Genomic DNA, 14,203 nt, shown 5'->3' with positions numbered 1-14,203 from the left:
CGTGTGGCACATGATCGAGTACATCCGTGACGGCGCGGAAATCTATCGCCAGTCCTTTGCCACCATTCGGGCCGAAGCCGACCTGAGCCGTTTCCCGGCGGATGTCTCGCAAGCTGTAGTGCGCATGATTCATGCAAGTGGCCAGGTCGATCTCGTCGACGACGTCGCCTTCACACCCGGTGTCGTCTCGGCTGCGCGCGCAGCTCTGCGCGACGGCGCGCCGATCTTCTGCGACGCCCAGATGGTGGCTGCCGGCATCACGCGCAAGCGTCTGCCCGCCGGCAACGACGTCATCTGCACCCTCGGCGATCCGCGGGTTCCCGTGCTGGCGTCGACCATCGACAACACTCGCTCGGCGGCTGCTCTCGAACTGTGGGGAGCCAAGCTCGAGGGCGCTGTTGTCGCGATCGGAAACGCACCCACCGCACTGTTCCATCTCCTGAACCTCATCGAAGCCGGCGCACCCCGTCCGGCCGCCATCGTCGGAGGTCCGGTCGGCTTCATCGGCGCTGCCGAGTCGAAGGAAGCCCTCATCGAACACGCCAGCGGGATCGATCATCTCGTTCTCCGCGGCCGACGCGGCGGCAGCGCGATCACCGCCGCCGTCGTCAATGCGATTGCGAGCGAAGTCGAATGAGTGCAGGCAAGCTCTGGGGTGTCGGTATCGGCCCCGGCGATCCCGAATTGGTGACCGTCAAGGCCGCCCGCGTCATCGGCGAGGCCGATGTGGTTGCGTTCCACTCCGCGCGGCACGGCAAGAGCATCTCCCGCGGAGTTGCAGCGCCGTACATGCGCGAAGGACAGATCGAAGAACACCTCGTCTACCCCGTGACCACCGAGACCGTTGATCATCCCGGCGGATACCAGGGCGCGATGGACGAGTTCTACGAAGCAGCTGCCGAACGGCTGGCAGTTCACCTCGCGGCCGGTCGAACCGTCGCGTTGCTCGCCGCCGGCGATCCGCTCTTCTACAGCTCCTACATGCACATGCACAAGAGACTGGCCGATCGCTTCGACGCCGAAGTGATTCCCGGCGTCACCTCCGTCAGCGCGGCATCTGCTGCACTCGGAAAGCCGCTGGTCGAGGGTGAAGAGATCCTCACGATCCTGCCCGGAACGTTGCCGCAGGCCGAGCTGACCAGGCGGCTCAAGGAAACCGACGCCGCGGCCATCCTCAAGCTCGGACGTACCTTCCCACCGGTCCTCCAATCGCTCGAGGATTCCGGTCGCCTCGGCGAGGCCCACTACGTCGAGCGCGCGAGCACCACACGTCAACGCGTCGAATCCGCTGCCGAGGTCGACCCGGACGGAGTTCCGTACTTTTCGATCGCCATCGTTCCGAGCCCGTCGAACAACCCTCGACCTGCGACCGAGTCTCGCGGCGAGGTGGTCGTGGTCGGACTCGGGCCGGGCGACACCGCCTGGACCACACCCGAAGTGGCGCATGAGCTTTCGTTGGCAACCGACCTCGTCGGCTACGGCCCGTACGTCGATCGCGTGCCGACGCGTCCGGGCCAGCGTCGCCATTCCAGCGACAACCGCGTCGAAGCGGAACGCGCCGCGATGGCGTTGGACCTGGCGAAGAACGGCGCCCGTGTAGCTGTCGTCTCGTCGGGAGATCCCGGCGTATTCGCCATGGCTGCAGCAGTTCTCGAAGTTGCCGCCGAAGACCAGTGGCGCGGCGTGCCGGTCCGCATCCTTCCCGGCATGACGGCGGCAAACGCTGTCGCCAGTCGCGTCGGTGCTCCCCTCGGGCACGACTACGCGGTGCTCTCGTTGTCTGATCGCCTCAAGCCGTGGGATGTCGTCGCGCGCCGTATCTCGGCAGTTGCAGCCGCGGACATGGCGTTTGCGGTCTACAACCCGGCGTCGAAGTCCCGGACGTGGCAGGTCCAAGCCATGAAGGACCTCGTGCTCGAGCACCGCTCCCCCGAGACTCCCGTCGTCATCGGCCGCGATGTTGCCGGTGCCGAGGAATCAGTTCGCGTCGTGACCCTCGGCGAGCTCGAGCCTTCCGAGATCGACATGCGGACGCTGCTCATCGTCGGTTCGTCGATGACAACCGTCGTCGAAACCGGTTCGGGCCGTCAGGTGTTCACCCCGCGGCGCTACCCGGAGTGAACGCCGCACGGCGATAGCATGGCGTCATGCCCGTCAACCGGACCCGGAAAGCAAGATACGCGCGTAAACGGAAACGCCGGATGGATTTGGTGGAGCACGATCTGTCCGTCGAGCAGTGGTCCGCGCTCAAAGCGGCCTGGGGTGGCTGCGCGTACTGCGGCGAGTCGGACGAGTCGCCGCAACGTGACTGCGTGCTGGCGATCTCCCGCGGTGGGCGCTACACACTCGACAACATCGCACCGGCGTGCCGCTCGTGCAATGCAAGCAAATGCAACAGCGAGGTCACTCTCTGGTTGCGGCGCAAGGGGTATGACGAGAAGGCCTTCCTCCTGCGACACGCGGAGATAGGGATCGAGATGAGGGCGCAGTTCTCGGAGCAGTCGTGACGACTCCGCACGAGTTGCGCCCGATCCTCGACGAGTTGATGGAGTTCGAACCTCTGTTTCACCGAACTCGAGTAGCGATGTCACGAGACGAGTTCGATGCGGTCGTCGACCCGGAGTTCCGGGAGATCGGAGCCTCGGGTGCGCGGTACACCCGCGATTACGTGCAGTCCGTAGTCGAGACCCGGCGACTCCGCGGCGAAGTGAACGACGCGGCCGAACTCGGATGGAGGGTTGACCGACCCGCGCTGAGCCGGATTGCACCTGACACGTATCTGGTGACGTACCGGCTGGCGCAAGCGCAACGAGTTACCGAGCGATCATCCATCTGGCGGTTCACCGAGAATCGATGGAGCGTGTTGTTTCATCAAGGCACAGTCGTCGAAAGTGGTTTGGAAGCGTGAACGAATCGACCCCCAACCCCACCATTCCGCTTTGGATGGACATCACCTTCACCGCCTTCGTTCTTGCCTGGATCTTCATCACGATTAGCGCGCTCGTGGCGATCGTGCGCACTGACTTCGAACGCTCGGGCGGCAAATTCTGGTGGTCGGCACTGGTGATCGGCACTGGTGATCGCGGTGCCTGTACTCGGTGCGCTCGTCTGGTTACTGTTCGGTCGACCCCCGCGTGACTCCAGGTCCCGAACCTGATCTACACCGACGGCCCGGCAGTAGTCTGAGTACGGTCCGGTGCTGTCACTCTGCGCCTATCAGGGGAGAACAACGAGATGAGACCACTTCGATACTCGATCAACGTCACACTCGACGGCTGCTGCCATCACGAGGCGGGGCTCCCACCCGACGAGGAGTCGATGCGCTACTGGACCGCTCAGATGGAACGAGCCGATGCCTTGCTGTTCGGCCGGGTGACCTACGAGATGATGGAGTCGGCGTGGCGGCGGCCCGCAACGGGGGCGTGGCCTGACTGGATGGACGAGTGGGAGATCCCGTTCGCCGAGGCAATGGACCGGGCTAAGAAGTACGTCGTGTCGAGCACGCTGAGCGGGGTCGATTGGAATGCCGAACTCGTGCAAGGCGACTTGGGGTCAGCGATTCAACGGCTCAAGGAGCAGCCCGGCGAAGGTCTGTGGGTTGGCGGCGTGACACTCCCCCTGGCATTGGCAGACCTGGGACTGATCGACGAGTACGAGTTCGTTGTGCAACCGGTCCTTGCCGGACACGGACCGACGTTGCTCGCCGGTCTGCACGAGCGCATCCAACTCGAACTCGTCGATCGCCACGAGTTCCAGTCGGGTGCAGTCGCCGTGCGATATCGGCCCACTCAAGTACCGCCCCCAGGTCAGGTATCGGACGGTTAGTCGACGCATGGCTGGACATGCGCGGTTGAAAGACATGTCGTCGCCTCAGGTCGGACACGAGAAAGTTTCCAGTCTTGTTCGATGTTCGGTATTGACCGGACACTCGGCACAGCACGAGCATTAGCCACCGAAGTCTCCGGACAATCCTCAACGAGATCGAAGCATCGAACTGGATCACGAACAAGTTCGTTCCGCCCGGCGGACCGTAAGGACCACTCGTCGCTATCGAACACTCTGGCCCCCTATTCCACGGGCACTGCACCTCGAGCTGTAAGCACCCCCGGTCGAGGGCCATGCTTGCGCGCGCCCTCGCGCGCCTCAACAAAAATGGCCAAGCTGGACGGCTTCTAGCGAGCGAAGGATCAAAATCGTATCGGCGTCCGACACAGGCCGGACGCCGATACGTGTTCACGTCAGCTCACAGGAGCGCCACCGCTCCCGCCGAGGTGGCGGGCGAAGAACCGAGCCGAACTGTCGCGCTCGTAGTCGGGCACCGGATAGTGCCTGCCCGAGTAGGCGTGCAGCGTCTTCTCCTTCGAGCCGAAGGCATCGAACAACGCTATCCCCGACGTGCGGTCGTAATCCTTGTCGTCCCAAGGGATCCGGTACTCGACCGGGACCGCGAGCTTTCGTGCCGCTTCGATGAGGGAGTCGTCCACAAAAACTCCCCCGAAGCTCACGGCAGCGATCCTAGACTCGACCGAGGCCAACATCAGCCCGGTCACGACCCCTAGCGACACGCCGCCGAAGCCCATCGGAGCGTCGGCGTTGACGTCGGGCAGCGTTTGCAGAGCGTCGATGGTCACCTGCCATTCCGGCACTGCACGCTCCGCCAACGATCGGTTGTACTCGACGACGATCGGGGCGATCGGTTCGTGGGCCGCCCTAGCCTGGTGGATCGCCTCGACCCACTGTTCGTCCTGTGTGTTCCGCGGCCGGTCGCCGTGTCCGGGCGCGTCGATCGCGGCGACTGCGAACCCGTGGGAGCTCACACTGTGGAGTGCGCTGGCAACAAGTCCCGGCGCCTTCTTGTGCATGCCGCCGGAGTGCCCGGACAGCAGAAGTGGTGATTCGACAGATCCGGACGCGAGTGACCAGAGCACGCCGGTGATGTCGTCTACAACGAAATGGCGTTCGATGACACCGTTCGACGTTGTCTCGGAAGTGAATTCGATGGTCGGAGAATTGGATTGCATGGTGTTACCTTTCGGGATTGCCTACTCGGGGCGCTCCCGGCGACACCTACGTCAATCGCCGATCCGTGAACACGAGTGGGAGCACCCACATGGTTACAGCGTTCATGGGTCTCACCTCCTGGCGTGTTGTCACGGTCTCGCACAAGCTATCAACCCCAACCGAAGCTCGTCCAATCATTTTCCGGGCCACTGATCCGACAGACGGCCCTGCCAGTTCTACGATCGTGTGTAGTAGATTCCAAATGACAACCAACCGGTCGTTATGAGGAGTCTGATGTCGGTCGATCCAGTTCTCGCGCAGTACAGCGACTACGCCTTCGCGTCGTCTTTCGCGATTTACGTTCTCGCCCTGGTTCTTTCCGTCGTCGACTTCTCCAGCACACCCCTCTCTGCCACGGTGCGACCGGCACTCGCACATGCCGGAAGTGCATCGAATCCTGCATTGCCCGGCCGGATCGCATTGCTGCCGAATCGAACCCGCGCCCATCGTGCGGGTCGCGCTGCCATGTCTCTCATCGTCGTCGCCCTGGTCCTCAACGTCACCGCGCTTGCACTTCGCGGCATCTCGACGCACCGATGGCCTCTCGGAAACCTCTACGAGTACGCGCTTTTCCTCAGCGCGGCATTGGTGGCATGCTGGCTGGTCATCTGCGGCGGTACCCGATTCGATCGTTGACCATCTTCGTTCTGTCACCCACCGTGGTGCTTCTGTTCGTCGCCGCCGCAAGCATGTATGCCGAGGCAGCGCCGGTCGTACCCGCTCTTCGTTCGTACTGGATCGGCGTGCACGTCACGATCATCGTCGCCGCCTCCGGCATCCTTACGTTCGCAAGTTCGGTCAGCGCACTTTTCATGATTGCCGAGGTGGGCCCGCAGTCGAAGAAACGCGCGTTGCGTTGGATTGCGGCACGACTGCCGTCATCCGAATTGCTTGACCGCGTGGCCTACCGAACAACGGTCGTCGGGTTCCCGTTGTTCAGCATCGGGGTGATCTGCGGGGCGATCTGGGCGGAGGCCGCGTGGGGACGTTTCTGGGGCTGGGACCCCAAGGAGACGGTCTCGTTCATCTCCTGGGTTCTCTATGCCGCGTACCTCCATGCGCGCGCTACCGCCGGGTTGAAGAACATGCGTGCGGCATGGATCAATGTTGCTGCGCTCGCCACCATGCTTTTCAACATGTTTGCGATCAACTACGTCGTGTCGGGATTGCATTCGTACGCTGGATTGAATTGACGCCTACAACGGGTCAGACCCGCGATCGGGCGACGCTCTGGCGGACGGCACGGATGTAGCGGCGCGTGACAAACGCCTGTACTCGACGTCCGATCGGAGCGCCGAGACGTACCCACCACGTTCCAGGCTTGGAGAATGCGACGATCTCGATACGAACCGCTTGGCTGGTCTCGTCGAACTGGACGACAAACAACTCCTCCCCGCATTCGGGGTGGCCTGCGCGGGTTCCGTACGCGAAGCCCTTGCGATTGGGTTCGTCTACGACATAGACGATCCGAACGGGGATAGTTACCGGACCGAGTCCGAAAGTCGCATCCTGACCCGCCACGGCGGTCGGGGCTGCCGTCCGTACGGCCAGTCCGGCTCCGCGGTGCATTCCCCAATTCGCGACGGTTCGAGCGGCAACCTCGAAATCCTCCCGTCCGGATCCGACCGTCGCGCTCTCGTGAACGTGGTGATAGCCGGCGGGGAGAACGCCTGACGTTGCGCCCACCTCGAGGTACGTCAGCCCGCCCGGGCGGGACGCCATCATTGCTCGCGTCGGTGGCTGAGGATGTTGATCACGTGGCCGTCGGGGTCGGCAGCGAAGAACCTGCGGACACCCCACGGCTCCTCGGTGACGGGATAGACGATGGTGTCGCCGCGCTGCACCGCGGCCTCGTACGCCGCGTCGAGATCGTCCACCTCGACGGAGACGTCCGGTACTACGGGCGCATGAGCGTCGTGCGTCATGACGCTGATCTGCAATGACGGATCCGTCGGCGAAGCCAACGTCACGATCCACCCGTGATCCATGACAACTTCGAGGCCCAGCACTTCGGTGTAGAAGCGCTGCGCGGCCTCGAGCGAACTACTCGACAGATCCGAAACTATCCGCGTGACGGCCATGTCCCGCAGGCTACGCCGCCGCCGGAGTCCACCGCGACTTGACGAGGCGCTCGATGTCACCGGAAAGTTCGTCGCTGACGATCCCCGGAAGCAGGATCTGCCACATCTCGTCGACACGATCCGGAAGATCCGAGCGTCGGGTGAGAACGTTCGAAACCAGCTGTACCCCCGTGAATGCCGAGGGCATGAACCTGCCGAACGATTCTGCGCTGACCGATTTTCGGATTTCACCTTCCGCCTGAGCTCTGGCGGTGAGATCGGTGATTGCCGAGATCCATTCGGCGTACGGTTCCACCGGCCCCTCGTACGTGCTCAGTTCCAGCGTGAGGCGAATGCCCGCGCGAACGATCGGCTCGTCGACAATCTGGCGTGCCATTTCGTGCGTGAGCATGATCATCTGTTCCAACGGGTCCTTGCCCGTCGCGGAAATCGCCTGCACCGACTCGATCGAGAGCCGATGCTGTTCGGCAATGATGAATTGCGCGAGCTCGTCCTTCGACGCGAAATGGAAATACAACGCGCCCTTGGTAGTACCGGCCCCCGAGACTATGTCGGCCATGCTGGTGCTGCCGTAACCAGTCTTCTCGAACTGCGCGGCCGCGCCGGCAACGATTTGCTGCCGAGTCAGCTCGGCGCGTGCTTGCTTGACCACTGAATCCCTCTCGTCCTCCAAAGGCCCCCGCCCAGCAAACCCCACGGTTCGCGCCACACTCCAGCTATACCCAAAAACTTCACAATTGCCCCACATTACCAGCGCTCCTTCCATTGCTTCAATTACGAATGCAACAAAGTCGCTGGTCAGACGTCCGATTTAGAGGGAATCTCCTCTCCCCAACGTGCTTTCGTCAACCCGCGCACGGTCCACCAACTCTCCGACGAGGAGCGTCAACTCCATCATCTGGTCGGTGATTTCCTCACGCAGCTGCGTTGCATCCGCCTCGGAAATCGCGCCGGACTTGGTATCGAAAGACATCAACAACTCGATATTGGTGCGAAGTGCAGTCAAAGGAGCCAGAAGGTCCTGGCCCGCTTCGGTGATCAGACTTCTCTGGCGTGCCCGCGATTCCGACAACGTCCCGAGCATCCGATTGAAACTGACTGTCAACGACGCCAACTCGTCGTCACCGGTCACCGGGATCGGCGCAAGATCATCCGTTTCGGCGACCCGCCGCGTCGCCGCAGTAAGTCGCGCAATCGGCCGTAATCCTGTGCGTGCCACAGCATCTCCGGCCGCGTAAGCTAGGGCGATTCCGGCCGCCCCGAGTGCCGCCAACACCACTGCCAGTCGCTTGAGTACCGAACGCGTCGGCCCCAGGGATTGCGCGACAACCAAAGTCTGGCCCGCAACCGAGGGCTCGACAAGAATTCGATACGCATCAACCGTCGCGATTGTCTGCGACGAATTGCCGTCTGCGATCGACCTGATGGCGTCTGCGCTCGTGCTGAACGGCGGCAGACCGGGAGTCGCCGTCACCAAGGCGCCGTCGGCAGTAAGAAGCCCCACCGCCTGGATGACCGCTGTATCCGCGCCGGCCGTCAATCCCAGAACCGGTGTGACACCGCCGAAATTGACGGTGTCGGTGATCGCGTCACTCGTGCGCTCGAGTTGTCGATCGACGTTGCCTTGCAAATACGCGTTGAACACTATGTACACCGCCGACGCCGACACGATCACCGCGATCGCCACCAGGCCTGCAGTCAGCAATTTCACGCGAGCATGGAGCGTCCGCACGTGAATTCCCGATGGTTTTCGACGGCTCATTCCGGGAACCGACACTCTCATGCGCGGTCCCGCAGTGCGGCGTCGAAAAATCCCAACATCCCTCCAGTATGGTCACGGAACCTTAGACGAACCTGAAGCGAACGCGATGTCGGCCTCACAGCGCCGTTCCACGACCGAAAGCCGTGAGCCAGTCCATCGCCTCGGCTTCGGTATCGAATGCCGGGACGGTCGCCGGGATCGGTGGTCGTTCGACGACGATCACCGGGATCGACAATTGCCTGGCTGCGGCGATCTTTGCGTACGTCTGCTCGCCGCCACTGTTCTTGGTGATCACGACGTCGATGCTGTGAGTTCGCATCAGATCGACTTCCGCTTCGATGTCGAATGGACCACGTGCGAGCAGCAATTGCGCGTGAGGCGGCAATGTCCCTGAAGGCGGATCGATCGAGCGCACGAGAAACGAGACGCTCTTCACGCGGTCGAACGCCGAAACTCCTTGCCTCCCGATCGTCAGAAAAGCGCGTGAGCCGACCGTCGGCACCAACTCTGCGGCGTGATCGAGATCGTGTGCCGGAAGCCAAGTGTCACCGAGTTGCTCGCGCCAGGGCGGGCGTCGGTACATGGCGTACGGCACGGAATTCGCAAGGCACGCTTCGAACGCATTCTGGGTGATGCGAGCGGCAAACGGATGCGTGGCGTCGAGCACTGCACGAATATCATTGGCCGACAACCACTCCGACAGCCCTTCGGCTCCCCCGAACCCGCCGATACGCACTTCCCCCTCCGGCCATCGAGGATCACGAACCCGGCCGGCCAGCGATGTGACAACCTCGAGGTCGGCTGAACCGGCCAAGCGAGAAGCGATCACTCGACCTTCGCCTGTGCCGCCGAGCAGGAGTACGCGGCGACGAGTACCTGTCGAGGTCAGTGTGTGCTTCTCTCGCGCGCTGCCGAGTAGAGGTAGCTGTCCGGAAACCCCTCCGCAGTCAACACTCGGCCGACGATCACGACGGCCGTCTTCGTGATGCCGGCCGCATGAACAAGTTCGACGATCGTCTTCAAAGTGCCTCGAACAACGATCTCCTCGGGCCGTGAGGCGAAGGCGACCACCGCGACCGGGCAGTCCTCGCCGTAATTGTCGGCCAACTCGGATGCGATCTGTTCGATGCGATGAGCGCCGAGGTGAATCACCATCGTCGCGCCGCTGCGGCCGAGGGACCGCAGATCCTCGCCCTCCGGCATCGCCGTCGACAAGGTGGAGACTCGGGTGAGAACAATGGTCTGCGAGACGCCTGGGACAGTCAGCTCGCGCCCCAGCGCGGCTGCAGCCGCGGTAAATGCAGGAACACCGGGAATCATGTCGAAATCGACTCCTGCGGCGTCCAGGCGACGAGCTTGCTCTGCCACTGCACTGAAGATCGACGGATCACCGGAATGCAAACGCGCGACGTCCAGCCCAGCGGAATCCGCTTCGACAAGAATCGCGGTGATCTCGTCCAGGCTCAGCCGAGCAGTGTCCACGACCTGAGCTCCGACCGGGCACCACTCGAGCAACTCCGCTGGAACAAGGCTGCCTGCGTACAAGCACACAGGGCTCGCAGCGATGATCCGTTGCGCGCGGACAGTGATCAAATCTGCCGCACCGGGACCCGCACCGATGAAATGAACGGTCATTGTGTGGATTCCTCCGGCGTATCTGTGTCTGCGCCTGCAGACGGCTGACGTTTTGTGACGGACCATTGGACCACCGGAAGTTGCGGTCGCCAAACGTTGAACGTTCCCAACGGCTCGGCGCGCTGCACCTGAAAGCGTCGAAGCGTCCCACCATGGCGACTCATCCAGCCGAGCAGCAACGATTCGGACTCGGCGGTCACGGCGTTCGCGACCAGACGACCACCCACGCTCAACTGCTCCCAGCACGCTTCGAGCATTCCCGGTTGCGTGACGCCGCCGCCGACGAACACCGCATCGGGACGTCGAGTTTCGTCCGCAAACGCCTCCGGCGCGGCCCCTTTCACGTTCAACGCGGGCACGCCGAGATTGAGTGCATTGGCACCGATCTGCGACACGCGGCTCGCCACCTTCTCGAATGTTGTTGCAGTGCAACGTGGGTGAGTTCGCATCCACTCGATGGCGACGGTTCCCGACCCACCGCCCACGTCCCAGAGGTGTTCTCCCGGCGCCGGGGCAAGCGCGCACAACGTCAACGCACGGATCTCCTGCTTCGTCATCTGACCGTCGCCGACAAAAGCAGCATCCGGTAGCCCCGGGATTCGAGTCAGCCGCAAGAGAGGATCGGCCGCGATGCACTCGACGGCCAGAACGTTCAACGCGTCCACGTCCTCGTCCGCGTGATCCCACTCGTCTGCGACCATGACGGTCCGCGATTCCCCGGCCCCGCCCAACTGGGCCAGCACGGTCACGATCGATCGACCGAAGCCCGCGCCGGACAACAGACGTGCCACCTCCCCCGGTGTCGAGCGCCCGTTGCTCAACACCAGCAGTCGCGCACCGTCAGTCACGGAAGCCAATACTGTCGCCGAGTCTCGGTTGACCAGGCTCACGACGTCGATCTCGGCCGATGCCCATCCCATTCGCGCGCTCGCCAACGCCGCCGACGACGGGTGGGAGATCACTCGCACGTTGTCCGCGCCGAGCAGCCTGACCAATGTGACACCGAGACCGTGGAACATCGGGTCACCGCTGGCGAGCACGCATACTCTGCGGTCCGCGTTCTCGGCGAACATCGACGGCAACGCCGGAATCATCGGAGACGGCCAGGTCAGCCTGGTGGGCGCACGCCGTGCCCCGAGATGTGTCGCCGGGACCAAGTCCAATTGGCGCGGCGACCCCATCAGGACCTCCGCGCCCAGGATTGCGCCCTTTGCGCTCTCGGACAGCCCATCCCAGCCGTCGGCGCCGATGCCGACGATCACCACCGGGTGTGTGGTCATCGCGGCATCCGGCGCCAGATCGTCTGAGGCAGAAGCCGCATGACGAAGAACACCGGCTGCAGAATTCGCGGTACCCACACACGCGTCGCCCCGGAGTTCAGTCCCCGCACGACGGCGTCCGCGACCTGCGACGGAGTGCTCGACATCGGGGCAGGCGACATTCCCTCGGTCATCTTGCCGATGACGAACCCGGGCCGTACCAGCATCAACTGCACGCCCGAACCGTGCAGCGCGTCGCCGAGGCCGCTGGCAAAACCGTCCAAGCCGGCCTTTGCGCTCCCGTAGACGTAGTTGGCGCGGCGAACCCGGACGCCGGCGACGGACGAGAACACCACGATCTTTCCGGTTCCCTGTCCGCGCATGATCTCCGCGAGATGCGTGAGGATGCTGACCTGAGCCACGTAGTCGGTGTGCACCACCGCGACCGCGTGCGCCGCGTCGGTTTCGGCACGCGCCTGATCGCCGAGAATCCCGAAGGCCAGCACTGCAATCGAAATCCGGCCGTGCTCGGCGACTACGGCGCCCAGGAGCTCTCCGTGCGTGTCGACGGCGTCGGCGTCGAACTCGACGGTGGAGACGTCGACAGCGCCGGCGTTTTTGAGCATCTGCTCCTGCTCCGACAGCTCTCCGCTGCGTCTGGCAGCCAGAACGATGTTGCGGCCCGGCGCGAGCCTGACCGCGATCTCGAGGCCGATCTCACTTCGTCCGCCGAGGAGCAGTACCGTCTCGATGTCATTCACGTTCGCACCCGCAGTCACCGCTCCAGTGTCCTGGATTACCGTCGTGGCATGACGCTCACCCCCTCCACCACGCCATCGTCACAGCAGACTCTCACTGAAGACGGGCTGAAGTTCGTCGGTGAATACCACCTCGCGACACTCACGACGTTGCGTCCGAACGGCACCCCACACGTCGTTGCCGTCGGGTTCACCTGGGACCAGGAAGCCGGAAAAGCGCGCGTGATCACCAGCGGTGGCTCACAGAAGGCGATCAACGCAGCGCGTGGCGGATACGCCGCCGTCAGTTCGGTCGACGGTGGCCGCTGGCTCACGCTCGAGGGGCCGGCACGCGTGCTCACCGACGCGGACTCCGTGGCCGACGCCGTTCGGCGCTATGCCGAGCGGTACCGCCAGCCACGGGTCAATCCCGCGCGCGTGGTCATCGAAATCGACGTCACACGCATACTCGGGTCCGCTGCGTTCAAGAAAAGCTGATCAGGCGAGGACAGTCAGGCCGTGCGGACGGTTGTTGAACGACTCGCAACCGTCGGCGGTCACGACGACGATGTCCTCGATACGGGCACCCCAACTGCCGCGGAAGTAGATTCCCGGTTCGATGCTGAAGGCCATACCTTCGACGAGTTCGATGGTGTTGCCCTCGACGATGTACGGCTCCTCGTGCACGGACAGCCCGATACCGTGACCGGTGCGGTGAACGAATACCTCTGCAAGCCCTTGTGCGGCAAGCACTTCGCGGGCTGCAACGTCCACGGATTCTGCGGAGACTCCTGGCCGCACCGAATCGACCGCAGCCTGCTGCGCCGCCTCGAGTACCGCGAACTGTGCGGCAACCTCCGCGGAAGGCTGCCCCATGCTGTACGTGCGAGTGGAGTCCGAGTTGTATCCGGGCTCGACCGGTCCGCCGATGTCGATGACCACGATATCGCCGCTCTCGATCACCCGGTCCGAAACCTCGTGATGAGGATCGGCGCCGTGCGGGCCCGAACCGACAATCACGAACGCGGCCTCGGTATGCCCCTCTTCGAGAATCGCCACCGAAATCGCTTCGCCTACTTCAGCTTCCGTACGTCCGACGACCAAGAACTCGGCCATGCGGGCGTGAACACGGTCGATGGCCGCACCGGCTCGCCGCAATGCCTCGATCTCGGCGCCGTCCTTGACCATCCGCAATTCGCGCAAGACGCCGGTGGCGAGAATCGGCAACGCGCCCAAGGTGTCTGCGAGCGGGATCAGATGCAGCGCAGGCATCGCATCCGTCACCGCAACCTTCGCGCCGGTCGGGAGTTGCGCCGCCACAATCGCATACGGGTCGACACCGTCGACCCAGTCGAGGACGGTCAACCCGAGATCGCCCACTGCCGATTCCTTCAGCGACGCCAACTCCAACCGAGGAAGTACGACGGACGCCTTCGCCGTGTCCGCGGCGATGACCAACGCGGTCAAGCGCTCGAACGAGTCAGCCCGAGAACCCGTCAGGTACCGCAGATCCGGACCTGGAGTCACCACCAGACCGTCGAGTCCTGCTGATCGAGCCAACTCCGCGGCGCGAGCGATACGTGCGCCGTACACGGCGCTGGAGAATCGGGAATCCTGTTCGGCTGGAGACGTCATGGCTTACAGGTTAGTGCCGACTGGCAGGATGGT

General features: G+C 63.5%; 17 protein-coding genes and 1 pseudogene. 8 read left to right on the top strand and 10 right to left on the bottom strand.

The annotated features are described in order from the left end of the window. The first annotated feature begins 10 nt into the window (after positions 1-10). The 6 genes from QM609_RS17025 (at position 11) to QM609_RS17000 (ending at position 3,825) form a co-directional block, all read left to right on the top strand. Complete coding sequence (locus QM609_RS17025) at positions 11-637, top strand: precorrin-8X methylmutase (protein WP_007729839.1); 627 nt, start codon at positions 11-13, stop codon at positions 635-637. Next, positions 634-2,121 (top strand): precorrin-3B C(17)-methyltransferase, encoded by a 1,488-nt coding sequence (gene cobJ / locus QM609_RS17020; protein WP_030536355.1) that lies wholly within the window; start codon positions 634-636, stop codon positions 2,119-2,121. Before QM609_RS17025 ends, cobJ begins: the two co-directional genes overlap by 4 nt. A gap of 26 nt (positions 2,122-2,147) precedes the next feature. Continuing rightward, the gene (locus QM609_RS17015; RefSeq protein ID WP_076948440.1) at positions 2,148-2,507 is read left to right on the top strand and encodes an HNH endonuclease; all 360 of its coding nucleotides are present in this window, start codon (positions 2,148-2,150) and stop codon (positions 2,505-2,507) included. Beyond that, positions 2,504-2,908: a nuclear transport factor 2 family protein gene (locus QM609_RS17010; RefSeq protein ID WP_003944882.1), complete on the top strand. Its 405-nt coding sequence runs from the start codon at positions 2,504-2,506 to the stop codon at positions 2,906-2,908. Before QM609_RS17015 ends, QM609_RS17010 begins: the two co-directional genes overlap by 4 nt. Then, complete coding sequence (locus QM609_RS17005; RefSeq protein WP_228232699.1) at positions 2,905-3,138, top strand: hypothetical protein; 234 nt, start codon at positions 2,905-2,907, stop codon at positions 3,136-3,138. Before QM609_RS17010 ends, QM609_RS17005 begins: the two co-directional genes overlap by 4 nt. Before the next feature lie 96 nt (positions 3,139-3,234). After that, positions 3,235-3,825, top strand: coding sequence for a dihydrofolate reductase family protein (locus QM609_RS17000; RefSeq protein WP_042450962.1), 591 nt, complete (start codon positions 3,235-3,237; stop codon positions 3,823-3,825). A 413-nt stretch (positions 3,826-4,238) separates the two neighbouring features. On the opposite strand, the gene QM609_RS16995 is transcribed toward QM609_RS17000, so the two are convergent. Continuing rightward, entirely contained in the window at positions 4,239-5,021 is a 783-nt protein-coding gene (locus tag QM609_RS16995; RefSeq protein WP_050655275.1) for a dienelactone hydrolase family protein, read from the bottom strand. A 274-nt stretch (positions 5,022-5,295) separates the two neighbouring features. Here QM609_RS16995 and ccsB point away from each other — a divergent pair. Then, positions 5,296-6,254, top strand: a pseudogene (gene ccsB, locus QM609_RS16990) (c-type cytochrome biogenesis protein CcsB). A gap of 13 nt (positions 6,255-6,267) precedes the next feature. Here ccsB and QM609_RS16985 read toward each other — a convergent pair. The 8 genes from QM609_RS16985 to dprE2 all read right to left on the bottom strand — a co-directional run bounded on the left by QM609_RS16985 (position 6,268) and on the right by dprE2 (position 12,577). Continuing rightward, a complete protein-coding gene (locus QM609_RS16985; protein WP_081305394.1) occupies positions 6,268-6,783 on the bottom strand; it encodes a DUF1990 domain-containing protein in 516 nt (171 codons plus the stop codon). After that, on the bottom strand, positions 6,783-7,142 hold the full coding sequence (locus tag QM609_RS16980) for a VOC family protein (protein WP_019748498.1): 360 nt from the start codon (positions 7,140-7,142) through the stop codon (positions 6,783-6,785). The genes QM609_RS16985 and QM609_RS16980 overlap by 1 nt, the downstream gene beginning before the upstream one ends. Before the next feature lie 10 nt (positions 7,143-7,152). Beyond that, the gene (locus QM609_RS16975; protein ID WP_019748499.1) at positions 7,153-7,794 is read right to left on the bottom strand and encodes a ScbR family autoregulator-binding transcription factor; all 642 of its coding nucleotides are present in this window, start codon (positions 7,792-7,794) and stop codon (positions 7,153-7,155) included. A 159-nt stretch (positions 7,795-7,953) separates the two neighbouring features. Further along, positions 7,954-8,874, bottom strand: a complete 921-nt coding sequence (locus QM609_RS16970; RefSeq protein WP_007729850.1) for a HAMP domain-containing protein — start codon at positions 8,872-8,874, stop codon at positions 7,954-7,956. A gap of 145 nt (positions 8,875-9,019) precedes the next feature. Next, positions 9,020-9,793 (bottom strand): cobalt-precorrin-6A reductase, encoded by a 774-nt coding sequence (locus QM609_RS16965; protein WP_050655277.1) that lies wholly within the window; start codon positions 9,791-9,793, stop codon positions 9,020-9,022. Continuing rightward, positions 9,790-10,539 (bottom strand): precorrin-4 C(11)-methyltransferase, encoded by a 750-nt coding sequence (gene cobM, locus QM609_RS16960; protein WP_003944967.1) that lies wholly within the window; start codon positions 10,537-10,539, stop codon positions 9,790-9,792. The genes QM609_RS16965 and cobM overlap by 4 nt, the downstream gene beginning before the upstream one ends. Then, positions 10,536-11,819: a bifunctional cobalt-precorrin-7 (C(5))-methyltransferase/cobalt-precorrin-6B (C(15))-methyltransferase gene (locus QM609_RS16955; protein ID WP_050655278.1), complete on the bottom strand. Its 1,284-nt coding sequence runs from the start codon at positions 11,817-11,819 to the stop codon at positions 10,536-10,538. Before QM609_RS16955 ends, cobM begins: the two co-directional genes overlap by 4 nt. Next, positions 11,816-12,577: a decaprenylphospho-beta-D-erythro-pentofuranosid-2-ulose 2-reductase gene (gene dprE2, locus QM609_RS16950; protein WP_050655279.1), complete on the bottom strand. Its 762-nt coding sequence runs from the start codon at positions 12,575-12,577 to the stop codon at positions 11,816-11,818. Before dprE2 ends, QM609_RS16955 begins: the two co-directional genes overlap by 4 nt. Before the next feature lie 30 nt (positions 12,578-12,607). Here dprE2 and QM609_RS16945 point away from each other — a divergent pair, with 30 nt between their 5' ends. Continuing rightward, positions 12,608-13,033 (top strand): PPOX class F420-dependent oxidoreductase, encoded by a 426-nt coding sequence (locus tag QM609_RS16945; protein WP_007729859.1) that lies wholly within the window; start codon positions 12,608-12,610, stop codon positions 13,031-13,033. Here the strand turns inward: QM609_RS16945 and QM609_RS16940 are convergent, their stop codons facing one another. Further along, on the bottom strand, positions 13,034-14,170 hold the full coding sequence (locus QM609_RS16940) for a M24 family metallopeptidase (RefSeq protein WP_047270523.1): 1,137 nt from the start codon (positions 14,168-14,170) through the stop codon (positions 13,034-13,036). It abuts the gene before it with no gap. Positions 14,171-14,203: the final 33 nt, after the last annotated feature.

The organism is Rhodococcus sp. IEGM 1302 (assembly GCF_030056935.1).
Taxonomy (GTDB): domain Bacteria; phylum Actinomycetota; class Actinomycetes; order Mycobacteriales; family Mycobacteriaceae; genus Rhodococcus_F; species Rhodococcus_F qingshengii.
This window is presented reverse-complemented; position numbering and strand designations above follow the sequence as displayed.